Consider the following 24,350-nt stretch of genomic DNA (forward strand, 5'->3'; position numbering starts at 1 on the left):
TCTAGTGCGCCATTAGAGGCCCAATGGTCGCCTAGTAATGAATAGGTCGGGGGTTCGATTCCCCCAGGCGGCTCCATCCGTGGTTCATTCACCTGTCAGGCTCATCTCCGCCTCCGCCCACCGGTTTGTCCAAAAGTGCTGCGGTCAGGTCGATTTCGATGAGCTGCCCCGGGAATCCCAGCCGTGAAACGCCGAGGAGGGTGCTCGCGGTGGTGAATGCCGCGGCGATGACCGAGCGGGTGAGCCGTCGCCACGCGGCGGCGAGAACTGCGGTGTCGTCGCTCACCACGTAGACCACGGAGCGAACGACGTGACCCGGCTGGGCCCCCACAGCCGCCAATGCGATCGCCGCGTTGGACACCACCTGGTCGATTTGGCGGGCGATGTCACCGGCGCCGACCAGTGCGCCGGAGACATCGAGCGGGCACTGCCCCGCCAGAAAGGCGGTTCGCCCGGACTCGACGATCGTGATGTGGTGATAACCCGGTGGCTTGTGCAGTTGGTCGGGGTTGATGCGAGTGATCCTCGGGGCCGGCGGAGGTGGGGAGCAATCGAGGTCCATGGCGCCCAGCCTGCTCCAACCGCAGGCCAGCGCACGTCGAATATTCAGATGACGGCCGGCTCCGGGGTGTGTGACGATTCGCCGGTGCCGAGCTCACTGATCGAGGTCCGCAAGGGCTACACCGCCACCGAAGAGGTGGCTCTCATCGATGCCGTGCATGCCGCGCTCGTCGCTGCCTTCCAGATTCCCGAGGAAGACAAGCACGTGCGGCTGGTTTGCCACGAGCCGCATCGGTTCGCGTACTCACCGAAGCTCGCGAACCCGGATCTGTACACGCTCGTCACCATCGATTGCTTCGTGGGCCGCTCGGTGCAGGCCAAGCGCAATCTCTACGGCGAGATCGTCAGTCGCTTGGGCGCCTTCGGAATTCCGGCCGACCACATCACGATCCTGCTGCGTGAGAGTGCGCTGGAGAACTGGGGTGTGCGGGGCGGTCAGGCGGCCTGTGACGTTGATCTGGGATTCGACATCAACGTCTGAGGCCGCAATCGGCTTACGGCACATGTCAGGCAGCGTCGAAGGTGACCAGGTCGATGCTGATCTGGCCTTCGATGATGCTCACGGTTCGCACCGGTGGTCCGGGTAGGGGTGGGGCGGTCGATCGGTAGACCGCTCCGGTGGGAGTCACGAATTCTGCGGTGTGTGTGCCGTTGGTGTCTTGTGTGGTGACTGACCAGCCGGGTGCTTCTTTGGTGTAGTTGCAGGCTTCGCAGGTGCCGAGTCCGTTGAGTGCGCTGGTTGGTCCGCCGGCGGCGTGCGGTTGGGCGTGGTCGTGGTGGCGGATGGGTGCGTTGCAGTAGGGGGTGCGGCATAGCTGGTCGCGCAGGTCGAGCAGGGTGGCCAGGCCTTTGGGGAAGAGTCGGGCCTGGGATTCCATCGCGACGAGCTGTCCGCTGCGGGGATGGCGGTAGAGGCGCCGCAGGGTGGCTTTCACCTCGGCGGTGGTGGCGGCGTCGGTGATGAGGGTGCGGGCGAACCCGGCGGGGATGGGTCCGTAGGTGCCGACCCAGGCGGGGGCGTCGTCGTCACCGGCCAATGTGGTGTCGGCCATGACCAGGTTCAGCTCGATCGGCACCGGCTGATCAGCCGGCCTGCCGGTCACGCGTTCGTAGACGGTGTCGGCCATGATCTGTCCGCGGGTGCGGTCGTCGAAGGTGGTGTCGGCGGCGTGTTTGGCTGACGCATAGAGTGCGACGCCTTGGTGGACCGGCAGCAGGATGGTCACGTACGTCATGGTGTCCGGGGCGGGCCTTATCGTCACACACCGGTCTTCGGCGGCCTTGGCGCAGCGTTGCACGACGGCGGCGACGTCGAGTTTGGCGGCGATCTTCTTGGCTTCGGCAGTGATGCGCGAATTGCCCCAACCCTGCAGGCGGGACACGTCCGCGCACATTTCGGCATCCAGTTGGCGTCGGTGTTCGACGCTGAGGCAGGCCGATTCGCGCACGATCAGGCTGGCCCGCCATTCCGAGAGCGCGCCGCACTCCAAAGCGGCCAGGGTGTGGGGCATTTCGTGGACCAGGGCATGCGCGGTGCCCAGGTGGGTCCCGCCGCAGACGGGGGCGTCGTGGCGGGCCAGGGCTACTTCGGTGGCCAGGCCGCGGCCGCGTCGGCTGGCCGGCACGCCTGCAGCGGCTTCGGCGGCGCGGCGTTTGGCGGCCCATAGTGCGGTGGCGCGGGCTTGGGCGGCGGCCGCGGCGGATTTGAGTTGTTCGAAGGTTTCGACCTGGGCGCGCAGCTCAGCCTCGCTGGCCTGCGGATCGACTTCGAACAAACTTTCGAACACGCTACCGAGGCTACTCCCGGCCACCGACAAGTGAGGGCTACTTCGGCGCCAGGAATCCGACCGGCCCGGGGGAGATGCAGACCGACAGCGCAGCGGTGTTGGCCCGCACGAGAATTGCATCACCGGCACCGGGCAGGCGGACGAAGACGCGGTTGAGCCCGGGCCGCACGGGCACTTTGACCTCGGGGCCTTCGGGCAGGGACATCGTCAGTGAGCCATCGCTGTTGGCGAGGTAGTTGATCTCGGCGGTCCAATCCGCAGGCAGCAGTGGGCCGTCCAGTGGCATGCGCACGGGTGCGTCGGGCTGGACCAGGAAGCCGCAATGTGGCGCAGGGCCTTCGGCGATGCTGCGCACCCAGGTCACCAATGCGGGCAAGAGCTTGCCGGAGCGGTCGAACATGCGGAGTTCGGTTGTCGCCGAAGCGAATTCGGGGCGAGCGCGGACGAGGGCGAACATGTGACTGGCCAGGTTCTCCGGATAGGCCACCCGTTGCAGGATCAGCGGGTCGACCTCCTGGTCCAGCTGCGGTGCGGATGACGCCATCGCGAGCCCGGCCTGCGCGTTGGCCAGGTAAGCCGGCACCGGGCTGTCGCGCCAGACCCGCAGGAACGTCGCGGTCGAGTACAGGCTGCTGGCGACGAAAGCTGTTGCCACGCCGACGCCTACGGCCGTGCGGGCCCGCGAGGCGTCGAGCACGGGAGACTCCCGGTTGGGCGCACAGAAACCCACGGCCGCCAACAAGGCCAGCACCACCACAAGGTCCGGCAGGTACCGCAGCGTCTGCGCGAGCTCGAGCGCGGTGAACCGCGACGAGCGCATCAGATAGATGGGTATCTGACAGGCGACCGCGTAGCCCAGGGCCACCACCAGCACCGGCCGGATCCGCCGCTTGCGCACCAGCACCACGGCCACCGCGGCGGTAAGAACGAGCCAGCCGAGCGCCATCACGGTGATCGCTGGCGTCGCCCACGGTGACGCGGGTGCCCAGCGCTGCCACGCCCACGGCCCGCCGGCCAGGCCCGGCACGATGCCGTGGGTGAACGACCGGCTCAGCAGATCCCACGTCATCGACAGGTCGAAGCTCCAGCGCTTCTGATTGACCACCAGCAGGTAGACGCCGACCCATGCGACGGTCAGCGCCAGGCACGCCGTCCACAGCCGAAATCCGCGCCGCCAGACATCCCGGGGCCCGAAGGTCGACGTCACATGCCCGAGGAGGGCGACGACGGCGAACGCGACGAAGGGGATCACGGCGGACTTCTCGAAGAACAGCAGCCCGCCGAAGTAGACCAGCGTCCCGATCACCGTGTGCCGGGGGTTGCCGGTGCGCACCAGCAGGACTGCTTCACCACACACCCAGGCCAACGCGGCCAGCATGGGAAGTGAGTTCAGCGCGGCGGCCCACCAGGCGAACCCTGGCACGCCCAGCGGCGTGAACAGCGCGAACGTCAACGGCACCAGCAGCACCGGCCGCCAGCCGAGGATGACCCACAACGCCCGCAGCAGCGCCAGTGAGGCCAGGAGCTGCAGCACCACCAGGCTGATCGCGGGGAGTGTCCAGTTCAGCGGCGCCACCCGGGTGATCACGCCGGAGACCAGGAACGCGCCCGGCATCACATGGCCGTCGTGATCGTCGAAAAGGTAGCCGGGGGAGAGCAGGTTCTGGGTGCCGGCGCGGCCGACCAGGATGAGGTCGTCCCAGTAGAAATAGCCACCGAAGGCCAGTACGCCGCGGACCACGAGCTGCGCCACGATCAGTGCGGCTGCGGTGCGCGCGACCCAGTTCACTCTTGCCGACTGTACGGTGTCATCGTGCGAACACTGGTGACGGGCGCTGCGGGCTTTATCGGATCGACGCTGGTGGACCGGCTGCTGACCGACGGCCACAGCGTCGTCGGTCTCGATGATCTGAGCAGCGGACGGGTCGAGAACCTGCAGGGTGCGGAGACCAGCGACGACTTCGAATTCGTGAAGGCCGACATCGTCGACGCCGATCTGGTCGCGCTGCTGGCCGAGTTCCAGCCGGAGGTGGTTTTCCACCTGGCCGCGCAGATCTCGGTGAAACGGTCGGTCGACGATCCGCAGCTCGACTCGACGGTCAACGTGGTCGGCACCGTCCGGCTCGCCGAGGCCGCCCGCAAGGCGCGGGTCCGCAAGGTGGTGCACACGTCGTCGGGCGGTTCGATCTATGGCACCCCGCCGACGTACCCCACCAGTGAGGAGATTCCGACGAACCCGGCCTCGCCGTATGCGGCGAGCAAGGTGGCCGGCGAGGTGTACCTCAACACCTTCCGCAATCTCTACAACCTGGACTGTTCGCACATCGCGCCGGCCAACGTCTACGGCCCGCGGCAGGATCCCCATGGTGAGGCGGGCGTGGTGGCGATCTTCGCGCAGGCCATGCTGGCAGGCCGTCCCACCAAGATCTTCGGTGACGGCACTGACACGCGTGACTACGTGTACGTCGACGATGTGGTCGACGCCTTCGTCCGGGCATCCGGCGTCGACGGCGGTGGTTTGCGGTTCAACGTCGGCACGGGCATCGAGACCTCGACGCGGCAGCTCCATACCGTGATCGCGAAAGCCGTCGGTGTGCCCGACGAGCCGGAGATGCATCCGCCGCGGTTGGGCGACCTGCGCCGCTCCAAGCTCGACATCGCCCGCGCGAAGAGTGTGCTCGGGTGGGAGCCCCAGGTTGAGCTGGCCACCGGGGTGGAGCGGACCGTCGACTATTTCCGGGTTCGGCAGAACGAGTCCACAAAAAGATTGTGAGCGCTCACTTTCTAAGCTAGCGTGACGTCATGTCCTACGACGTCATCGTTCGCAACGGTCTGTGGTTCGACGGCACGGGCGCGCCCCCGCAGGTCCGCACGCTGGGCATCCGCGACGGCATCGTCGCGACGGTCTCGGTGAAGCCGCTCGACGAGACGGGTTGTCCCGACGTGATCGACGCGGCCGGTAAGTGGGTCGTACCCGGCTTCATCGACGTGCACACGCACTACGACGCCGAGGTCCTGCTCGACCCGGGCCTGCGCGAATCGGTGCGGCACGGGGTCACGACGGTGCTGCTGGGCATGTGCTCGCTCTCGACCGTCTACGCGGACACCGAGGACGCCGCCGACCTGTTCAGCCGTGTCGAGGCGGTGCCGCGCAAGTTCGTCCTCGGTGCGCTGGAGCAGCACCGCACGTGGACGAATCCTGCCGAGTACATCGACGCCCTCGATGACCTGCCACTGGGCCCCAACATCGCGTCCATGCTGGGGCATTCCGATCTGCGGGCCTCGGTGCTGGGCTTGGACCGCGCCACCACCCGGAACGTCACCCCGACCGATGCCGAGCTCGAGGCCATGGCGACCAAGCTCGACGAGGCGCTCGCCGCGGGCATGCTCGGCATGTCGGGGATGGACGCCGCGATCGACAAGCTCGACGGCGACCGGTTCCGGTCTCGTGCGCTGCCCTCGACCTTCGCCACCTGGCGGGAACGCCGCAGGCTCATCAAGGTGCTGCGCAAGCGCGGCCGGGTACTGCAGAGCGCGCCCAATGTCGCCAAGGCGCAGGAGGCACTGAACTTCTTCCTGGAGAGCAGCAGCTGGTTCGGCCGCCGTCGCGGCGTGCGGGTGAGCCTGCTGGTCTCGGCCGACGCCAAGTCTTCGCCGGGCGCAGTGCACGTGCTCGGGCCGGGGACGCGGCTGCTCAACCGGATCCTGGACGCCAAGGTGCGGTTCCAGCATCTGCCGGTGCCGTTCGTGCTGTATTCGGACGGAATCGATCTGCCGGTGTTCGAGGAGTTCGGTGCAGGCACCGCTGCCCTGCACCTGCGTGACCAGCTGGACCGCAACAAGTTGCTGGCCGACCCGGAGTACCGCCGCCGCTTCCGCAGGTCGTTCGACCGCCGCAAGCTCGGTCCGACGTTGTGGCACCGCGACTTCCACGACGCGACCATCGTCGAATGCCCTGACAAGACGCTGATCGGCAAGTCGTTCGGGCAGATCGCCGACGAGCGGGGCATCCATCCGCTCGACGCGTTCCTCGATGTGCTCGTCGAGAACGGCGAGCGCAATGTCCGGTGGACCACCATCGTGGCCAACGCCCGGCCCAAGCAGCTCGACAAGCTGGCCAAGGAGCCGTCGGTGCACATGGGTTTCTCGGATGCCGGTGCGCACCTGCGCAACATGGCGTTCTACAACTACCCGCTGCGGCTGCTCAAGCGGGTGCGTGACGCGCAGCTGGCGGGCCGCCCGTTCCTCACCACGACGCACGCGGTGCACCGGCTGACCTCCGAGGTGGCCGACTGGTTCGGTGTCGACGCGGGCACCCTGCGGCAAGGTGAGCGTGCCGACTTCGTGGTGATCGACCCGGCCGGGCTGGGCGACCAGGTCGACGAATACCACGAGGAGTCGGTGCCGTTCTACGGCGGCCTGAGCCGGATGGTGAACCGCAACGACGACGCTGTCGTCGCAACGGCGGTGGGCGGTGCCGTGGTGTACCGCAACGGGCAGTTCCGTGACGGCTATGGCGCCACCGTCAAGTCCGGTCGTTACCTGCGCGCCCGCGGCGCCGAACGGCCTGTGGCACAAGCAGTTTGAGATGGCGAGAACCCAGCAGCAACGTCGTGAGGAGACCGTTGCCCGGCTGCTCGACGCCGGCATCGACACCATCGTCGAGGTGGGCTACGCACGCGCGTCGGCTTCGGTGATCGCGCGGCGCGCCAAGGTCTCCGACGGCGCGCTGTTCCGGCACTTCCCGACCATGAGCGACTTCATGGCGGCCACGGCCCATGAGGTGGCGCGTCGTCAGTTGGAGCTGGGCAGCAAGCTCGTCGCGCAGATCCCGGCCGAACAGCCGCCGCTACACGCGGTGCTGACCATCCTGCGGGACATCGCCGGCAGCGACATGAACACCGTGTGGCACGAGCTCATGGTGGCCGCCCGCACCGACGAAAAGCTGCGGGGCACACTGCAAACCGTGCTGGCCGAGTACGTCGAGAACATCTACGAAACCGCCAAGAGCGCCCCTGGCGCCGAGCAGATTCCCGAGGACGCGTTGGCCGTGGTGCTCGCTGTCGTGCTCAACACCTTCGACGGTGCGGCCATAGTGCGCCGGGTGCTGCCGCAGCCCGAGCTCGAGGAGGCGCGGATCGATCTCTTGGCGGAGCTGTTCAGTCGTCCTCGGTAGGCACGCGCGCGTTCTGCAGGGCGACGGAGCGGGCCAGCCGGGCGTATTTGAGTTCGAGGTCCTTGAAGCGCAGGTACGCCGAGAGCGTGACGAAGACGAACGCGATGATGAGCACGTACTCCATCAGGTCCGTACCACGTTTGACGCCAAGCCAATTCGCGACCACCGTGGTGTCGTCGGGCCGCAGGATCGCGTAGATGCCCGCCACCACGAACAGCACGAAACCGACCTTGACCCACGCCTTGGACCGGGCACTGCGGCGCGAGTTCAACAGGTACACCAGCAGCGCCAGCACCGAGACGATCAGCAGTGCCTGAATCCAGTTCACCGGGACAACCTCCTGCGTAACAGCCCGTCGAAGACGATGTTGACGCCGTTGAGCAACGGCTGTCCCTTCGACTTCGAGTAGTCGGTGTAGAGAATCTCGACCGGCTCTTCGGCCACCCGCCACTGGTTTTCGTATGCCAATGCGATGAATTCGCCTGCGTGGCTCATGCCACTCATCGTCAGGTTGAGCGAATCGGCCACTTTTCGATCGAACACCCGCAACCCGTTGTGCGCGTCGGTCAGGCCGAGCGCCCGGCTCTGAGGGCTGAGAAATGCCGCGGCCCGCAGGATGATCCGCTTGAGCGGCGGGGTGTGGGTGACCGCACCGGCGAAGCGGGTTCCGATGACCAGGTCGACGTCGTCGGCGCTGAGCCGGTCGATCATCCGCACCACGTCCTTGACCTGGTGCTGACCGTCGGCGTCGAACGTCACGAACACCGCGGCTCCGGGTTGGCGACGGGCGTATTCCACCCCGGTCTGGATGGCGGCCCCCTGGCCCAGGTTCACCGGGTGCGGTACGACGTGCGCGCCCGCGGCGAAGGCCTGCTCGGCGGTGTTGTCGCGGCTGCCGTCATCCACACAGACCACGTGAGGGAAAACGGAGCGAACGTCGGAGATGACGTCGCCGATGATGGTCGCCTCGTTGAAGGCGGGAATGACGATCCAGACGTCGTGGTAGCGGGTGTCGATGGGCACCAAACTACTACTCCTGTCCTGCCGATGCCCGGCCCAGCGCCACCAGATGCACGGCGATTCCGACCAGCGGTGCACAGAGCAGGGCGATCACGGTGCGGTTTTCCAGACCGACAGGGAGCAGCAACAGAGCCACGGCCGCCACGGTCGCGATGATCCAGCCCGCCGCGTAGGCCCGGTGCAGCGCCGCGGCGACGGCCGCCGCGCCGGTCAGCGTCAGCATCGCGATCGCCACGGCGCCTGCGGTCAACCAGGCCAGCAGTGCGCCGTCGGCGCGGTACTCGGGGCCGAACGCCACCTGCAGCAGCCAGGGCCCGAGCAGCCCCGCCGCCAGCACCCCGACCGCCCCCAGTCCCGCGACCACGGCGGCCGGTGCCACCAGCGCCCGCAGCCGTGCGCTGCGCTGGTCCACGAAGTGCGCGATCAGGTTGCCCTGCATCGCCGTCAGCGGCACCAGCAGCGGGGCCCGGGTCAGCGTCACCGCCAGGATCACCACACCGCCTGCGGCGCCGAGATCCGCCGAGGTGGCCTTCAGCAGCACCGGGAAGCCCATCACCAGGATCGCGCTGGCGCCCGCGGCGGCGATGGAATGCGCGGCGCCACGTAGGAAGGTCCCGGCGCCACCCGCGGTGACCAGTTCGGCCGCGAGCCGGGTCGCCGGCGAGGCGATCAGCAGGATCAGCCACGCCACCGCGCCGGCGACGGTGGCCCACAGAAAACCGACGAGTTCCCAGCCGAGCACGACGGTGCCCGCCGCGACGGCGACGCGGATGACGGCGTCGGTCACCATCAGCGCGCCGTACTGCGACCAGCGGTTCACCCCGGCCAGCATGCCCAGCAGCGTCGCGTGCATGCAGAACCCGGCGAGGCCCGCGCTGAGCAACACGACGCTGAGCACGGGCGATTCGACGAACACATGCCGAGCCCACAGCGGTGAGGTACCCGCGATCACCAGCGCCGCGACCAGCCCGACCAACGCGGCCACCCGCAGCGGGTGGGTGCGGGGCCCCGGTCCGACGTAGGGGTTCACCGATACCGCCCGCACCTCGCGGGTGGCCTCTTGCAAAAGGCCGTTGGCGGCTCCGGTGACCAGGCCGAACGCGCCCCAGAACACGCTGAACACCGAGAATCCCGCCGGTTCGAGAGCCCTGGCGGCCAGGTAGAGCACGGCGTAGCCGCACAGCGCGGTGATCGCGGTGGCCGCCCCGACCGTGGCGACGCTGCTGCGCGTGACGGGGCCTGGCGATGCGACGCCGCCGTCGGTCACAGCGGTGGCAGGGCTTTCGAATACAGCCAGGCCTGCCACAGTGGCTGCAGCGACTCGTCGGTGTAGCGCGTGGCCAGCCCCGTGAAGTCGTCGGTGAACGCGGTGCTGTGCCGGTACTTGGTTGTCCAATCCTGCAGCAGCGCAAAGAAATTCTTGTCACCGATGCGGTTGCGCAGCACGTGCAGCGTCAATGCGCCGCGCTTGTAGACGCGGTCGTCGAACATGTCCTGCGGGCCAGGGTCGGACAACAGCAGATTCTGCGGCAGGTCTGAGAGCTTGTGGTGGTAGCGGCGGGCCCATTCTGCGGCGCTCGGCCCGCCGCTGTTCTCCGACCACAGCCATTCGGCGTAGCAGGCGAAGCCCTCGTGCAGCCAGATGTCGCGCCAGTGCCTGGCGGTCACCGAATTGCCGAACCACTGGTGGGCCAGCTCGTGGGCGATGAGCCGTTCGGCGCCGCGGTGCCCGTCGCAGTGGTTGGCGCCGAAGATCGAAATGCCTTGCGCCTCAAGGGGGATTTCCAGATCGTCGTCGGTGACCACCACGGTGTAGCCGGTGGCGAGCGGGTATGGCCCGAACAGTTTGACGAACAACTTCATCATCTGCGGTTGCCGGTCGAAGTCGTGGTCGAAGTCGCGTTTGAGCCGGGGCGGCAGCACCGCGTGCATCGGTACCGGGGACTTGGCCAACCGGTGCCGCTCGTACATGCCGATCTGCAGGGTCATCAGGTAACTCGAGGTCGGCTCGGCCTGCTCATAGGTCCACACGGTGTGCCCGGCCCGGACCCTGCGAGAAACCAAGTCGCCGTTGGCGATTGCGTAGTACGGACTGTCGGTGCTGATCTCGACGCGGTAGCTGGCCTTGGCGCTCGGGTGGTCGTCGCACGGGTACCAGGTGGCCGCGCCGTTGGGTTGCCCGGCGACCAGGGCGCCGTTCGACAGCTCCTCGAAACCGACTTCGCCCCAATAGGTGTCGATGGGACGCGGGTTGCCGCTGTAGCGGACCAGCACGGTCATCGCGGCGCCGGCAGGCAACGCTGAGGCCAACGTGATGAGCAATTTGCCGTTCGAACATCGGAATTGGGCGGGCCTGCGGCCGTTCACCGAAACCCTCGACACCGACAAGGTTTGCGCGAGGTCGAGGGTGAACGTGCGCAATTGCGCCAGCGTGACGGCCGTGATGGTGGCCGACCCGGCCAGCCGATTGGCCGACACCTTGTACTCGAGCTCGAGTTCGTAGCGCGACACCCGGTAGCCGAAGTTGCCGTTGCCCGGCAGGTACGGGTCGATGACGGGAGCGGGGGAGGCCTTCTTCGCGGCTTTCTTGGCCGCCTTGTCGGATCGCGTCACGCGGCGGTTTCCTCGGGGTTCTTGGCCCCTTTGTCTGCAGCCGAGCCGCCGCGCTTCTTGCCGAACAGGTTCCACGGCGCGATCGGATTGCCCTGCCAGCGCGTCGACGCCGGAACCTCGTCGCCGCGCATCACCAGCGAGCCGGGGCCCACCGTGGCCCCGGCGCCCAGCCGGGCCGCAGGCAGCGCCACACAGTGCGGTCCGAGCGTCGCACCGTCCTCAAGCACCACGCTGTCCAGCCGCATGATGCGGTCGTGGAACAGGTGGGTCTGCACCACACAGCCGCGGTTCACCGTGGCCGCGGTGCCCAGCGTGACCAGATCGGCCTCGGGAAGCCAGTAGGTTTCGCACCACACGCCGCGTCCGATCGAGGCGCCGAGCCCGCGCAGCCACAGGTTCATCACGGGGGTGCCGCTGGCCGCCCGGGCGAACCACGGTGCCGCGACGGTTTCGACGAAGGTGTCCGACACCTCGTTGCGCCACACGAACGATGACCACAGCGGATGTTCGACGGCGCGAATCCGCCCGATCACCAACCACTTCGCCACCACCGCGATGGCGCCCGCGACAGCGCCTGCGGCCAGCAGCACGATGCCGCTGGCCAGCGCGGTCCACAGATATCCGATGCGGATGGCCGCAGCCTGCAGGGCGCCGAGCACCGCGACACCGATCCCGAACGTGACGATCACCGGGATGATGCGGCAGGTCTCGACGGTGCCGCGCATGATCTTGAGGCGGTTCGACGGGTGGAACGTGCGCAGCGCGTCGGCCGCGGTCGGGTTGCGGCGCAAGCGGACCGGAGGACTGCCGAGCCACGATGACCCGGCCTTGGCCTTGTGCGGGGCGGCCGAGAGCACCGCGACCAGGCCGTCATCGGGCACCTTGCGGCCCGGCTGGGTGATGCCCGAATTGCCGAGGAAGGCCCGCTTGCCGATGGTGGCCTTCGCGACGTGGATCCAGCCGCCGCCCAATTCATAAGAGGCCACCATGGTGTCGTCGGCCAGGAACGCGCCGTCCTGCACCTCGGTGAACTTCGGGGTGAACAGCGCCGTCGAAATCTCGGTGTCCTTACCCACTTTCGCGCCGAGCACCCGCAGCCACCACGGCGTGAGCAGGCTGGCGTAGATGGGGAACAGGTAGTTGCGGGCCGCGTCCATAAGCCGTTCGGTGGCCCACAGCTGCCAACCCACGCGGCTGCGCACCGGGTGATAGCCCTCCGACAGGCGAAGGGACAGCAGCCGCACCCCGATCACGGTCAGTGCGGCGTAGACGACCATCGCGACCAGCGCAGCGACCGGCGTCCACGCCAGGGCAGGCAGGATCGCCGCCGTGGGGGACGCGGTACCGCGCACGCCCCAGCCGACCACGGCCAGCCCGACACCGAGTGCGGCCAGCGGCAGGCTGCCCAGCAATATCGAGGTGACGCCGTACACCGCCACCCACACCGGGGCCCGGCCCGGCCGGTGGTCGGGCCATGGATGACGGGCCTTGCCCGACTTCACCGCAGGCGAGCCCTTCCAGAACTGGCCGTTCTTCACCTTGCCGACCACGGCGGAGCCGGGGGCCACATCGGCGTTCTTGCCGACGGTCGCCCCGGGCAGCAGCGTGGTGCGCGCCCCGATGGTGGCGTCGTTGCCGATCGACACCGGCCCGACGTGGAAGAGGTCCCCGTCGATCCAGTGCCCGGTGAGGTCCACCTCGGGTTCGACGGAAGCACGGTGGCCGAGCTTGAGCATGCCGGTCACCGGAGGCGCCGAGTGCAGGTCGACGCCCTTGCCGACGCTGTTGCCCAGCGCCCGGGCGTAGTAGACCATCCACGGCGCGCCCGCGAGGTTCTCCGCGCCGCTGGCGTCGGCCAGCCGCTCGGCGATCCAGACCCGCAGGTGCACGGCGCCGCCGCGGCGGTAGGTGCCCGGCTCCAGCCCGGTCAGCAGCATGCGCGCGAACAGCACGGCGATGCCCATGCGGCCCACGGGCGTGATGAAGACGAGGAATCCGGCCAGCAACCACCACCAGTTCACCGGCGTGGCCCACGGCACGATCCGCGCCGCCGCGGCGACGTTGTTGAGCAGCGCCAGCCACACCACCCACTGCACGCCGGTCAGGGTGGCCAGTGGCAGGGACAACGCCACCTGAGCAGCCTGGGTGAGCCAGGGCGTCGGTTTCACCACCCGGGTTTCCACCTGCGGCGGCGGCTTGAGTTCGTCGAGGTATCCGGCGAGCGAACCGAGCCGCGGGTGGTCGTACAGGTCGGCGACGGTCACCTGCGGGTACTTCTGCCGCAGTGCGGCCACCAGCTGTGCTGCCGACAACGAACCGCCGCCGAGCGCGATGAAGTCGGCCTCCGGACCGTCGACGGCGGTGCCGAGGACGTCGCGCCACAGTCCGGCCAGCCAGCCCAGGGTGCCGCCGAGGTCGGGGGCGTCCTGCTCGGTCTCGCCGGGTGGCGGCCAGGGCAGCGCGTTGCGGTCCACCTTGCCCGATGTGCGGGTCGGCAACTCGTCGAGCAGCACCAGCCGGGGCACCAGCGCGGCGGGCAGTGCCTCCGACAGCGAGGCCCGGGCGGCGGCGAGGTCGAACTCGGGATCGGCGCTGGCGATGTAGCCGACCAGCAGCGGGGTGCCGCTGGCGGTCTTGCGGACCGCCGCCGCGCCGCCGCTGACGCCGGGAAGGTTGACCAGCGCGTTGTCGACCTCGCCCAACTCGATGCGCCTGCCGCCGACCTTGACCTGATCGTCGGCGCGGCCCTGGAAGTAGAGGCCGTCCGGTTCCAGACGCACCAGGTCGCCGCTGCGGTACGCCCGGCTCCAGCCCAGCGTCGGCATCGGCGCGTACTTCTCGGCGTCCTTCTCCGGATCCAAGTACCGGGCGAGGCCCACGCCGCCGATCACCAATTCGCCGACCTCACCGAATGCGACCTGCCGGCCGTTCGCGTCCACGACGGCCAGATCCCAGCCGGGCAGCGGCAGCCCGATGCTGACCGGCCCCTGCCCGTCCAGCTTGGCTCCGCACGCCACGACCGTGGCCTCGGTGGGTCCGTAGGTGTTCCACAGCTCGCGCCCGTCCACCGCGAGGCGCTGCGCGAGCTCGGGCGGGCAGGCCTCGCCACCGAAGATCAGCAGGCGCACGGCCTCAAGCGCTTCGGCGGGCCACAGCGCGGCGAGTGTCGGCACCGTCGACACCACCGTGATGTCGCGGCTCACCAGCCACGGACCCAGATCCATGCCGCTGCGCACCAGCGATCGGGGTGCAGGCACCAGGCAGGCCCCGTGTCGCCAGGCCAGCCACATCTCCTCGCAGGACGCGTCGAACGCCACCGACAAGCCGGCGAGCACCCGGTCGCCGGGCCCGATCGGGTTCTCCTGCAGGAACATTCGTGCTTCGGCGTCGACGAACGCGGCTGCGCTGCGGTGCGTCACCGCCACGCCCTTGGGTGTTCCGGTCGATCCGGAGGTGAAGATGATCCAGGCGTCGTCACGAACCAGCGGCGCCGCCGCGCGCCAGCCTCGCGATGACCCGGGGCCCCGGACCAGGCCTCCCTCGGTGATCACGCCAACGACGTTGGCCTCGCCGAACACCAGCTGAGCGCGTTCGTCGGGATCGTCGGCGTCCACCGGCACGTACGCCGCGCCTGCCGCCAGGGTGGCCAGGATCGCCACGTAGAGGGCGTAGGTGCCAGACGGCATCCGGATCCCGATCCGGTCGCCGCGGCCGATGCCGCGCGCCGCGAGCCAGGCCACGCTGTCCTCGATGTCGGTGAGCAGCTCGGCGTAGGTGAGCTGCACCGTCCCGTCGTCCAGCGCGGGCGCGTCGGGGAATCGCTGGGCGGTGTCGCGCAGGATGTCGACGAGCGTCCGGGGCTCGGGCGCCGCAGAGGAAAGCACGTATTGCGCAGGAATCGCGTGCTCGGCGTGTGCTTCATCCGCAGCTGTCACGAGTACAAACTACTAAGCCTGGGTCTCGGTGGTCGGATCAAGCGCACGGCGTGGCACACTTGTCCGTGGAGGGGAGTATTCCTTCGCCGCAGTGTCGTCATCACATCGGCTGACATGAAGCCGATCGGTGCTGTGGGCCCGGCCGTAAGGCGGGTGGAAGAGACCTCCGGCGTTTTATGACGGCCGGAGGATTCCTGTGCATGTAACCCAGCTCGAGTGGATTGTCACGTTGACGGTGACGATCGCTGTGCTTCTGTTCGACGTCGTGGTGATCGGCCGCAGGCCCCACGAGCCGACGACCCGAGAGACGGCCGCCTATCTGTCGATCTACGTCGGTCTGGCGGTGGCCTTCGGGGTGTGGGTGTGGTTCTTCCACGGCAGCCAGTTCGGGTTGGAGTTCTTCGCCGGGTGGCTGACCGAATACAGCTTGTCGGTGGACAACCTGTTCATCTTCCTGATCATCATGGCGAGCTTCAAAGTGCCGAGGATCTATCAGCAGCAGGCCCTGCTCGTCGGCATCATCCTGGCGCTGATCTTCCGCGGCATCTTCATCGCGCTCGGTGCGGTCGCCATCGAGGAGTTCTCCTGGGTGTTCTACATCTTCGGGGCGTTCCTGCTGTACACCGCCATCAACCTGATGCGCGACACCGAGCACGACGACGACGCCGACAACTTCGTGGTGCGGTTCGCGCGGCGGCACCTGCGGACGACGGATCGCTGGGACGGTCTGCGGCTGTGGGTCAACGAGAACGGGTCGCGGTTGATGACGCCGATGTTCCTGGTGATCGTCGCGCTGGGCACCACCGATCTGCTGTTCGCGCTGGATTCGATTCCCGCGATCTATGGCCTCACCCAGCAGCCCTACCTGGTGTTCACCGCCAATGTGTTCGCGCTGATGGGCCTGCGCCAGCTGTACTTCCTGCTCGGCGATCTGCTCAAGCGCCTGGTGTACCTGTCCCAGGGCCTGGCCGTCATCTTGTTCTTCATCGGTGTGAAGCTCGTGCTGCACGCGCTGCATGAGAACGAGTTGCCGTTCATCAACGGTGGTGAGCCCGTGCCGGTCCCGGACATTCCGACGCTGGTCAGTCTCGGCGTGATCGTAGTGACCCTGGCGATCACCACGGTCGCGAGCCTCTACAAGACCCGGGTGCGTGACGCCCGGTAGTGTCGAGGAGTTGTCACTAAAGCAAATGGTCAGCGCGACCTGGGTGACCTCATTACATTAAGGATGTGATGGCCCATGCGCGCACCATCGGTGCCTGCAGGTACTGACCAGCGCTTGTCGCTGCTGCTCGTCGAGGACGATCGAGCCGATGCGCTGCTGGTCGAGGAGTTGATCGCCGACGCCGACGCTGACATCGAGTTTCGTTGGGCTCAGTCGCTTTCCGACGCCGAAGAGGCTCTGTCCGCCAGCCGGCCGCATTGTGTGCTGCTCGATCTGAATCTGCCCGACGCCATCGGGATCGATGCCTTGCACCGGCTGGGCAAGCTGGACACCACCATCCCGATCGTGGTGCTGACGGGTCTGCACGACGAGCATTTCGGTGTTTCGGCCGTCGCGTCGGGCGCGCAGGATTACCTGGTCAAGGGCCGAGTGGAGCCGGAGGTGCTGGTGCGCGCCGTGCGGTACGCCATCGAGCGGAAACGTGGTGAGCTCACCGCAGTGGCCCTGCACGCGAGCCGGCTGCGGGCACAGGAGAACGCGCGGCTCGAGCGCGGGCTACTCCCTTCTCCGCTGCTGCTCGGTGACCCGGGCGTCGAGGTCATCACGCAGTCCCTGCCCAGCCGCCAGGACGCCCTGATCGGCGGCGATTTCTACGATGTGGTCCAGACCTCCGACCGGACAGTTCACGTGATGATCGGCGACGTCGCCGGCCACGGCCCCGATGCCGCGGCATTGGGAGTGGCCCTGCGTATCGGCTGGCGTGCACTGACATTCGCGGGGCTACGGGGAAACGAGCGCATGCGCCAGCTGGACCGGATACTGACCACCGAACGTCCCGGGACCGGCGTCTTCGCGACGCTGCTGAGCTTGGCGATCGATCCTGACAGCGGCCGTTACACGGCCGTGCGCGCAGGGCATCCGGGGATGCTCGGCCACGGTGGGAACTCCGTCGAGTGGATCGAGCCCCCGGCAGGCCCCGCCCTCGGTCTCGGTGCCGAGGAGTGGCCGGTCAACCAACTGCAGCTGCTGGAAGGGCAGGGCCTGTTGTTGCTCACCGACGGCTTGTTCGAGGGTCACGTGGGGCGCGGCGACGAGCGCCTGGGCGAAGCCGGACTGCTCAAGGTGGCGCGCACCTTGGCAGAGTTGCCCGGACGGGAATTCGTCGACGCGCTGATCCGCCAGGCCGAGGCCTACGCCCAACCGCACGGCGGCCTCACCGATGACATCGCCGTTATCCGGGTGCAGCGGTCTGCCCGATGAGGCTCACCGTCCGGGGCTGGCTCAATGTGGTCTTGGCGACCATGGGCGGCATCGTGCTCGCGGGCGCCTTGGCCGGGGTCTTCATGATCCGGTGGACCGACCAGGTTTCCGATGATCTGATCAACCATGTTCAGCCCGCCCGGGTGGCCGCCTACCGGCTGCAGGCCGCGCTGCGCGATCAGGAAACGGCCGTGCGTGGGTACGCCATCGCGGCAGACCGTCAGTTCCTGCAGCCTTATGACGACGGGCAGAACGCCGCCACAGTAGCCGCAGCCGACATCCGATCGCTGGTGGGCGGCCGCAAAGAGCAACTGGCCGATCTCGATGCGATCCAGCAGGCGGCCGACCGGTGGCGCAGCACGTATGCCGCCCCACTCATCGTGAGCGTCACACCCGGCCGACCCACTGTCGTCGACGAGCGGACCGCTGACCGCGGCAAGACCGAATTTGACAGCATGCGCGGACTTTTCGACGCCCAGAACGCCCACTTCGAGCAGGTCAGGAACACCGCGCGCGCCGAGTTGAACCGCAGCCGGGCCTGGCGCGACGGAATGCTCATCGCCGTCATCGCCGCGTTCGTCGTCACCGCGCTGCTGCTCGCGGTCTGGGTACGCGGTGCGGTGATCCGACCGCTGGACGCACTCGCGGCCGCGTGTCGCAGAATCACCCAGGGCAACTTCGGTGACCGCATCATTCCCCAGGGGCCCAAGGACATTCGGGCGATCTCCGTCGACGTCGAGGACATGCGGCAACGCATCGTCGACGAGCTCGACGCCGCGCGGTCCGCGCAGGCGTCGCTGGACGAGCAGGCCGACGAGTTGCGGCGGTCGAATGCCGAGCTCGAGCAATTCGCCTATGTGGCGTCACATGACCTGCAGGAGCCGCTGAGAAAGGTCGCCTCGTTCTGCCAGTTGCTGGAGAAGCGGTACGGCGACAAGCTCGATGAGCGCGGAATCGAGTACATCGGCTTCGCGGTCGACGGGGCTAAACGCATGCAGGTACTGATCAACGATCTGCTGACCTTTTCCCGAGTGGGGCGGCTGGGCGCCACGCGCACAGAGGTGGATCTCGGGGCGGCGCTGGCGTCCGCGTTGAGCAATCTGTCCGCCGCAGTGGAGGATTCGGACGCGGAGATCGTGCTTCCGGCCGAACCGCTGCCGCACGTCGACGGGGATCCCACACTGCTGACGATGGTGTGGCAGAACCTGATCGGAAACGCGGTGAAGTTCAGGCGGGACGGCTTCGTGCCCCACGTCGCGATCGAATATCAGCCCGACGACGCTGACGCCTGGCTGTTCACCGTGTCGGACAACGGCATCGGTATCGGTGAAGAATTCGCCGACAAGGTGTTCGTCATCTTCCAGCGGTTGCACGGCCGGGACGCATACGGCGGAACGGGTATCGGGCTTGCGCTGTGCAAGAAGATCGTCGAATACCACGGTGGCAACATCTGGATAGACACGTCGTACACGGGCGGGACACGCATCAATTTCACCCTGCCCCGAATGGAAGGAAACGCGGTATGACATCAGGCTCGGAAAGCCGTGCGATCGACATCCTGCTGGTCGAGGACGATCCCGGTGACGAACTCATCACCCGGGAAGCGTTCGAGCACAACAAGATCGAGAACAATCTCTATGTTGCCCGCGACGGCGAGGAGGGGCTGGACTTCTTGTACCGCCGGGGTGCGTTCGAGCACGCCCCGACCCCCGACCTCATCCTGCTCGACCTCAATCTGCCCAAATACGACGGCCGCCAGCTCTTGGAGAAGATCAAGTCCGACGCCGACCTCTGCCATATTCCGGTTGTCGTGCTCACCACGTCGTCAGCCGAAGAGGACATTCTCCGCAGCTACAAGCTGCATGCCAACGCCTACGTCACCAAACCCGTTGACCTGGACCAGTTCATGAACGCGGTTCGACAGATCGACGAGTTCTTCGTGCAGGTTGTGCGGTTGCCTCAGTCCTGACCGGTCACCGGGAGCCGGAGATGTGGTCCCATTGCAGCCGCACCTGCGTGCCTATCGGTGATGAATCGATGCTCGCGTGATCACTGAGTGCGCGCATGAGAGGTATGCCGCGGCCGCGGGCGGGGTTGTTCGTCGGCGGTTGGGCGGAGCGCCAGATGCCTTGGTCCGCAACAGTGACGGTGAGGACTGCGGCGGTCGGATCGTAATCGGCACGCAGATGCATGACGCCGGGCTGCGGGGAACTCAGATAGGCGAATTCCGCGGCATTGGCCAATGCCTCATTCACCGCCAACAGCACGTCGCTGGCCTTGACCGAGTCGAGCATGACCTTGCTGTGCAACCAGTCTGAAAACTCATGCCGGACCTGGGCAGCCGATTCTGGGACGGCAGTGACATCAACCTTCGCGAAGCACGCTGACTGTTGTTGGTCTGACATGGCGGCGTGAGTCTCGTTTAGTTCCTCACCGCTGCCAGTGCTTCGTCGAGAGTCGCGAACAACTCCACGACGTCGTCGATGCCGACGAGTTTGAGAGGCCGGCTGGTGGCCGGACCGTCGGCCACCACTGCGAACCGCATCGCGGGCTGTAGCGCGTTGTGTGAGGCGACGAGCACGCCCATGCCGGCGGAGGCGAGGAAATCAACCCCGCTGAGGTCGACGACCACTGCCGACGGTGAGCTCTTCGTGGCAGTGCGGATGGCTTCCTCGAGCCGTGGCGCAGTCAGCATGTCCACCGTCCCGGATACCGCCACCACGCTGATGTCGCCGTCGCGGCGTTCTTCAACCGCGCAGCTGACCGCCGGTGCGGTGCTGCTGGGACCCTCGGTGGGAATCGGCTGGCTGGTCATATGGTCACCTCCGACGTGTTCGTGCGCCTATGGCGACAGTACAAGGACAAGCGGCAGCGCCGCCGCCATGCCCCACATACCCAGAACGAGACGGACTCACACCTGCCGTCGGACATTTCCTTGTATTCGCCTTGAGTACAACCCTTCGGCGGCGGGTCCGGCGTCCGTAGCGTCGAGCCCGTGCGGATCTTCGTGGCGGATGCGGATGAGTGGACCGAATTGACCGACGGCAGCGAGCCGGTGGTGCGGATCACGGCGCCTGACCTGGCGAGGGCCCGTCGGATCCGGGCCGGTGTCGACGGGGACGTGGCGGTGATCCTCGACATCACGGTCGCGGTCGGCGCTGATTTCCGGTCAGCCCGGCGCGCGCTGCAGGTGGCGACGGACGACGCCAACGTGCGTTACGTCGGTACGGTGCTGGGACTGGCGGGTCTGATCGCCGACATCGAGGCGGCCGGTGTGGCCGACGGGGTGACGCTGGTCGCGGCCGCGCCGGGCCAGGATCTTCGGGCCGTCGGTGTCGACGTGCAGCGCCTGCTGACCTCTCGGTCTCAGGCCAGGGCTTCGTAGAACCGCGTCAGGTAGCGCGCGGTGCGCTCGGAACCTTCGACGCCCGGCCCCATCCGGTTCATCACGTAGGCGAACGTGGTGCGGTGCTCGGGGTTCATCGTCTCCCACGAACCGCCCCAGCCGCCCCAAAAGCAGATCTTCCCGTCGGGGATGTACGGCACCGTCTGGCGCTGCGGTAGCCCGAAACCCAGGCCCCAGCGCAGGGGATGGCCGAGCAGCACCATGTCCGGGCCCTCAAGCTGCAGTTTGAAGACAGCGTCCACGGTCTCGGGCCGCAGCAGCTGGACGCCGTCCACGGTGCCGCCCAACGAGATCGTCGACAGGATCTTGGCCAGCGATCGCGCATTGCCGTGGCCGTTGGCCGCCCCGATGTCGGCGGCGCGCCAGGCGGCGGTGTTGGCGATCGTGGGTGGCGGGGCCCCGAGGAATGTCTTGATGGTCAGCTCGGACAGTTGGTCCAACGGGATGTCGAGCGGCTCGGCGGCAGGTATCACCTCGGCGATCCGGTCGGTGTCCTCGGGGCGGGCCCCGATCTGGAAGTCGGCGCCGAGCGGGCCTGCGATCTCGTCGCGCACGAACTCCTTGAGCGTCGTGCCGGTCACGCGACGCAGCACCTCGCCGATCAGGTGCCCGTGGGTCAGGGCGTGGTAGCCGGATGCGGTGCCCGGCGGCCACCACGGGGCTTGCGCGGCCAGCGCGGCCGTCGACTTCTCCCAGTCGTAGATATCTTCGGCGTCGAACGGCGGTTCCCAGCCGGACAATCCCGACGAGTGCGTGAGCAGGTCACGGAACTCGACGTCCTGTTTGCCGTTTGCGGCGAACTCCGGCCAGTAGGTGGCCACCGGCGCGGCGGCCTCGACCAGTCCGCGGTCGATCAGCATCAATGCGGCCAGCGCCGTCACGGTTTTGGTCGAGGACCACACGTTGACGATGGTGTCGGCGGTCCACGGACGGGTTCTGGCGGCGTCGGCGTAGCCACCCCAGATGTCGACGACCAGCTCCCCGTCGACATCGATGGCTATGGCGGCGCCGGTTTCCTCGCCGCAGGCGATGGCCGCTGCGAGCGCGTCGCGCACGGGTTGAAAGCGGGCATCGCAGTGACCGTGCACGACGTCGTCCATCGTCACATCATGCGGTATCGGCACAGCCTCGGCCGACGATTCCGGTCAGCATGGCGGAAAGTATTCGTGCGACACGTGATTCGACGTCGACGACGGCGTGCGCGAGGCCGGGTTCGCTGCGGTACAGCGCGGCGATCTCGGGGCCCGGTGTGGCCATCTGCCAGAACGCGCCCGACAGCGACGTCGCGGCGGCCACCAGGTCGACGCCGTCCTCCTCGGTCAGGGCGGGCAGCACCCTGCGGGTTGCGGTGACGATCGCGTCGACCTCCGTGAGAGTCGCGAGCTTGAATGTCCGTACCGCGTCGACGGACACGTTGCGTTCGAGGTTCATCGGCGCCTGGGCGAGCAGATCGCAGAACATCCCACGCTCGGCCAGCGTCGCGGCGAACGTGGAAGCGACTGCGGCGGGAGACATTTCGCCGGCGGCGTACAGGCGTGCGCGTAGCGCGGCCGACCATTCCCGCCAGCCGTCGGCGGTGAGCCGCAAGAAGATCTCCTCGCGCGTCTCGAAGTACCGCAGCATCGCGGACTTGTGCATGCCGACGGCCGTGGCTATGTCGGTGAGGGTGATCTGCCGGATGCCCAGTTCGGTGCCCAGCTGCCGGGCGGAGTCGAGGATCGCCTGCTCGCGGGCCTGTTTGGCCGCGGTACTGCGGGCGCGCTGAAAGTCGGTGGGTGGCACACGAGCAGTCTAGCGCAACTGTGTTGCGTTATTAACGAAACGATGTTTTACTAACTTCATGAGTAAAACCTGGTTTGTCACCGGTTCGTCCCGCGGCCTCGGCCGCGCCCTGGTTCGTGCGGCCCTGGAGGCAGGTGATCGGGTGGCGGCCACCGCGCGCAGGCCCGAGCAACTCGCCGACCTCGCCGACGAGTTCGGCGAGCAGATCTATCCGCTCGCGCTCGATGTCACCGACCCGGCCGCCGCTGCTGCGGCGCTGGCCGCGTCCCGCGAGCGGTTCGGCCGCCTCGACGTGATCGTCAACAACGCCGGATACGCCAACGTGTCGCCCATCGAGACCGCCGACGACGCGGATTTCCGCGAGCAGTTCGAGACCAACTTCTGGGGCGTCTACAACGTCTCAAAGGCGGCCATCCCGATCCTGCGCGCCCAGCAGGGCGGCCTGATCATCCAGTTCTCGTCGATGGGCGGTCGTGTCGGCGGGTCACCTGGGCTCGCGTCGTACCAGGCGGCAAAGTTCGCGATCGACGGCTTCTCCCGGGTCTTGCAGGTCGAGACTGCTCCGTTCGGCGTGCGAGTGCTGGTGGTCGAACCGAGCGGGTTCCGCACTGACTGGGCGGGAGCTTCGATGACTGTCCACGAGGTGCCCGACGCCTATGTCGAGACTGTCGGGGCCATGCGCGCCGCTGCGAGCCACAGCGGAGCCACTATGGCGGGCGACCCGCAGCGCGCGGCCGAGATCCTGGTGAAAATGACTCGGCGCCAGGACGTTCCGTATCACCTGCCACTCGGCGTCAACGCCGCGGAAGGCTCGATCGCCCTTGACGAGCAACTGCTCGTCGACGATGGCAAGTGGCGCGCGGTCAGCCGGTCGGCCGATTTCGGCGAGCCCTATCCGGTGCCGTTCCCGCCAGAGGGCATGTCGCAAACTGTGTGATTCATGGCCGAAAGGACACGGCCCGATCGCCGGTCTGCTCCGCAGACTTGATTCATGACCAATACATCCGTCGAATCCATTGCCGACATCGTCATTCCCGACACCCAGCTGGTGCGGGACGTCACCGAATACATCCGGGATGCGGAAAGTGATCTGCTGTTCGATCATTCGCGCCGGGTATTCCTGTTCGGTGCGCTGCAGGGCCGCCGCCGCGGGCTGCAGCCCGACCTGGAACTGCTCTACGCCGGCGCGATGTTCCACGACATCGGGCTTACCGAGCGCTACCGCGACTCCCAGTTGCGGTTCGAGGTCGACGGCGCCAACGCGGCTCGGGAGTTCCTGCTCACGCGTGGTGTCGACGAGGCCGACGCGCGAAAGGTGTGGCTGGGCATCGCATTACACACCACGCCGGGCGTGCCCGAGTTCCTGGAACCCGAAATCGCCTTGGTGACAGCAGGTGTCGAGACCGACGTGCTGGGGATCGGCCGCGACGACCTCTCTGCGGAGGCGCTGGACGCCGTCACCGCCGCACACCCGCGACCCGACTTCAAACGTCAGATCCTGCAGGCCTTCACCGACGGCAACAAGCACCGGCCGCGCAGCACATTCGGCAACGTCAACGCCGATGTGCTCGAGCACTACGACCCTTCGTTCGTCCGTGACGACTTCGTCCAGATCATCCTCGACAACGGCTGGCCGGAGTAGTCG

Annotated in this window: 23 protein-coding genes; 11 read left to right on the plus strand and 12 right to left on the minus strand. The window is 67.5% G+C overall.

What is annotated here, in order from left to right; genetic code table 11:
* Positions 1-88: 88 nt before the first annotated feature.
* Positions 89-562, minus strand: a complete 474-nt coding sequence (locus tag BST13_RS36240; RefSeq protein ID WP_083170782.1) for a RidA family protein — start codon at positions 560-562, stop codon at positions 89-91.
* 84 nt (positions 563-646) lie between these two features.
* Here BST13_RS36240 and BST13_RS36245 point away from each other — a divergent pair, with 84 nt between their 5' ends.
* The gene (locus tag BST13_RS36245; protein WP_083170807.1) at positions 647-1,042 is read left to right on the plus strand and encodes a tautomerase family protein; all 396 of its coding nucleotides are present in this window, start codon (positions 647-649) and stop codon (positions 1,040-1,042) included.
* Positions 1,043-1,067: 25 nt separating this feature from the next.
* On the opposite strand, the gene BST13_RS36250 is transcribed toward BST13_RS36245, so the two are convergent.
* Positions 1,068-2,348, minus strand: a complete 1,281-nt coding sequence (locus BST13_RS36250; RefSeq protein ID WP_083170783.1) for a 13E12 repeat family protein — start codon at positions 2,346-2,348, stop codon at positions 1,068-1,070.
* A 37-nt stretch (positions 2,349-2,385) separates the two neighbouring features.
* Entirely contained in the window at positions 2,386-4,137 is a 1,752-nt protein-coding gene (locus BST13_RS36255) for a hypothetical protein (protein ID WP_083170784.1), read from the minus strand.
* 24 nt (positions 4,138-4,161) lie between these two features.
* Between BST13_RS36255 and BST13_RS36260 the strand changes: the two genes are divergently transcribed.
* From BST13_RS36260 to BST13_RS36270, 3 genes are read left to right on the plus strand one after another with little or no spacing between them, the layout of a single operon-like run.
* The gene (locus tag BST13_RS36260; protein WP_083170785.1) at positions 4,162-5,121 is read left to right on the plus strand and encodes a GDP-mannose 4,6-dehydratase; all 960 of its coding nucleotides are present in this window, start codon (positions 4,162-4,164) and stop codon (positions 5,119-5,121) included.
* A gap of 29 nt (positions 5,122-5,150) precedes the next feature.
* Positions 5,151-6,935 carry an N-acyl-D-amino-acid deacylase family protein gene (locus tag BST13_RS36265; protein WP_083170786.1) on the plus strand — a complete coding sequence of 595 codons (1,785 nt, stop codon included), beginning with the start codon at positions 5,151-5,153 and terminating at the stop codon, positions 6,933-6,935.
* Position 6,936: 1 nt separating this feature from the next.
* Positions 6,937-7,524: a TetR family transcriptional regulator gene (locus BST13_RS36270; protein WP_083170787.1), complete on the plus strand. Its 588-nt coding sequence runs from the start codon at positions 6,937-6,939 to the stop codon at positions 7,522-7,524.
* Here BST13_RS36270 and BST13_RS36275 read toward each other — a convergent pair.
* The 5 genes from BST13_RS36275 to BST13_RS36295 are packed head-to-tail and all read right to left on the minus strand — an operon-like array spanning position 7,508 to position 15,092.
* On the minus strand, positions 7,508-7,852 hold the full coding sequence (locus tag BST13_RS36275) for a DUF2304 domain-containing protein (protein ID WP_083170788.1): 345 nt from the start codon (positions 7,850-7,852) through the stop codon (positions 7,508-7,510). The two genes, BST13_RS36270 and BST13_RS36275, sit on opposite strands and share 17 nt — an antisense overlap.
* Positions 7,849-8,547, minus strand: coding sequence for a glycosyltransferase family 2 protein (locus tag BST13_RS36280; RefSeq protein WP_083170789.1), 699 nt, complete (start codon positions 8,545-8,547; stop codon positions 7,849-7,851). Before BST13_RS36280 ends, BST13_RS36275 begins: the two co-directional genes overlap by 4 nt.
* Positions 8,548-8,554: 7 nt before the next feature.
* The gene (locus tag BST13_RS36285) at positions 8,555-9,811 is read right to left on the minus strand and encodes an MATE family efflux transporter (protein WP_083170790.1); all 1,257 of its coding nucleotides are present in this window, start codon (positions 9,809-9,811) and stop codon (positions 8,555-8,557) included.
* On the minus strand, positions 9,808-11,157 hold the full coding sequence (locus BST13_RS36290) for a M1 family metallopeptidase (protein WP_083170791.1): 1,350 nt from the start codon (positions 11,155-11,157) through the stop codon (positions 9,808-9,810). Before BST13_RS36290 ends, BST13_RS36285 begins: the two co-directional genes overlap by 4 nt.
* Positions 11,154-15,092, minus strand: coding sequence for a Pls/PosA family non-ribosomal peptide synthetase (locus BST13_RS36295; RefSeq protein WP_083170792.1), 3,939 nt, complete (start codon positions 15,090-15,092; stop codon positions 11,154-11,156). The genes BST13_RS36290 and BST13_RS36295 overlap by 4 nt, the downstream gene beginning before the upstream one ends.
* 196 nt (positions 15,093-15,288) lie before the next feature.
* Here BST13_RS36295 and BST13_RS36300 point away from each other — a divergent pair, with 196 nt between their 5' ends.
* The 4 genes from BST13_RS36300 to BST13_RS36315 all read left to right on the plus strand — a co-directional run bounded on the left by BST13_RS36300 (position 15,289) and on the right by BST13_RS36315 (position 19,486).
* On the plus strand, positions 15,289-16,257 hold the full coding sequence (locus tag BST13_RS36300) for a TerC family protein (RefSeq protein WP_083170793.1): 969 nt from the start codon (positions 15,289-15,291) through the stop codon (positions 16,255-16,257).
* Between the two features lie 75 nt (positions 16,258-16,332).
* Complete coding sequence (locus BST13_RS36305) at positions 16,333-17,517, plus strand: PP2C family protein-serine/threonine phosphatase (protein ID WP_095533862.1); 1,185 nt, start codon at positions 16,333-16,335, stop codon at positions 17,515-17,517.
* Positions 17,514-19,043, plus strand: a complete 1,530-nt coding sequence (locus BST13_RS36310; protein ID WP_083170794.1) for a sensor histidine kinase — start codon at positions 17,514-17,516, stop codon at positions 19,041-19,043. Before BST13_RS36305 ends, BST13_RS36310 begins: the two co-directional genes overlap by 4 nt.
* Positions 19,040-19,486 carry a response regulator gene (locus BST13_RS36315; RefSeq protein WP_083170795.1) on the plus strand — a complete coding sequence of 149 codons (447 nt, stop codon included), beginning with the start codon at positions 19,040-19,042 and terminating at the stop codon, positions 19,484-19,486. The genes BST13_RS36310 and BST13_RS36315 overlap by 4 nt, the downstream gene beginning before the upstream one ends.
* A 4-nt stretch (positions 19,487-19,490) precedes the next feature.
* On the opposite strand, the gene BST13_RS36320 is transcribed toward BST13_RS36315, so the two are convergent.
* On the minus strand, positions 19,491-19,922 hold the full coding sequence (locus BST13_RS36320) for an ATP-binding protein (protein ID WP_083170796.1): 432 nt from the start codon (positions 19,920-19,922) through the stop codon (positions 19,491-19,493).
* 17 nt (positions 19,923-19,939) lie between these two features.
* Positions 19,940-20,332 carry an STAS domain-containing protein gene (locus tag BST13_RS36325; RefSeq protein ID WP_083170797.1) on the minus strand — a complete coding sequence of 131 codons (393 nt, stop codon included), beginning with the start codon at positions 20,330-20,332 and terminating at the stop codon, positions 19,940-19,942.
* Positions 20,333-20,512: 180 nt separating this feature from the next.
* Between BST13_RS36325 and BST13_RS36330 the strand changes: the two genes are divergently transcribed.
* Positions 20,513-20,902, plus strand: coding sequence for a hypothetical protein (locus BST13_RS36330; RefSeq protein ID WP_211296275.1), 390 nt, complete (start codon positions 20,513-20,515; stop codon positions 20,900-20,902).
* Here the strand turns inward: BST13_RS36330 and BST13_RS36335 are convergent.
* Both BST13_RS36335 and BST13_RS36340 read right to left on the minus strand, forming a co-directional pair.
* A complete protein-coding gene (locus tag BST13_RS36335) occupies positions 20,884-22,023 on the minus strand; it encodes a serine hydrolase domain-containing protein (protein WP_083170809.1) in 1,140 nt (379 codons plus the stop codon). The two genes, BST13_RS36330 and BST13_RS36335, sit on opposite strands and share 19 nt — an antisense overlap.
* A gap of 7 nt (positions 22,024-22,030) precedes the next feature.
* Positions 22,031-22,705 (minus strand): TetR/AcrR family transcriptional regulator, encoded by a 675-nt coding sequence (locus BST13_RS36340; RefSeq protein ID WP_083170798.1) that lies wholly within the window; start codon positions 22,703-22,705, stop codon positions 22,031-22,033.
* A gap of 58 nt (positions 22,706-22,763) precedes the next feature.
* Between BST13_RS36340 and BST13_RS36345 the strand changes: the two genes are divergently transcribed.
* Together BST13_RS36345 and BST13_RS36350 are read left to right on the plus strand one after the other, a co-directional pair.
* Positions 22,764-23,642, plus strand: coding sequence for an SDR family NAD(P)-dependent oxidoreductase (locus BST13_RS36345; RefSeq protein ID WP_083170800.1), 879 nt, complete (start codon positions 22,764-22,766; stop codon positions 23,640-23,642).
* A 54-nt stretch (positions 23,643-23,696) separates the two neighbouring features.
* Positions 23,697-24,347: an HD domain-containing protein gene (locus BST13_RS36350; protein ID WP_083170801.1), complete on the plus strand. Its 651-nt coding sequence runs from the start codon at positions 23,697-23,699 to the stop codon at positions 24,345-24,347.
* Positions 24,348-24,350 lie beyond the last annotated feature (3 nt).

It is taken from the genome of Mycobacterium aquaticum, from assembly GCF_002086485.1.
Taxonomy (GTDB): domain Bacteria; phylum Actinomycetota; class Actinomycetes; order Mycobacteriales; family Mycobacteriaceae; genus Mycobacterium; species Mycobacterium aquaticum.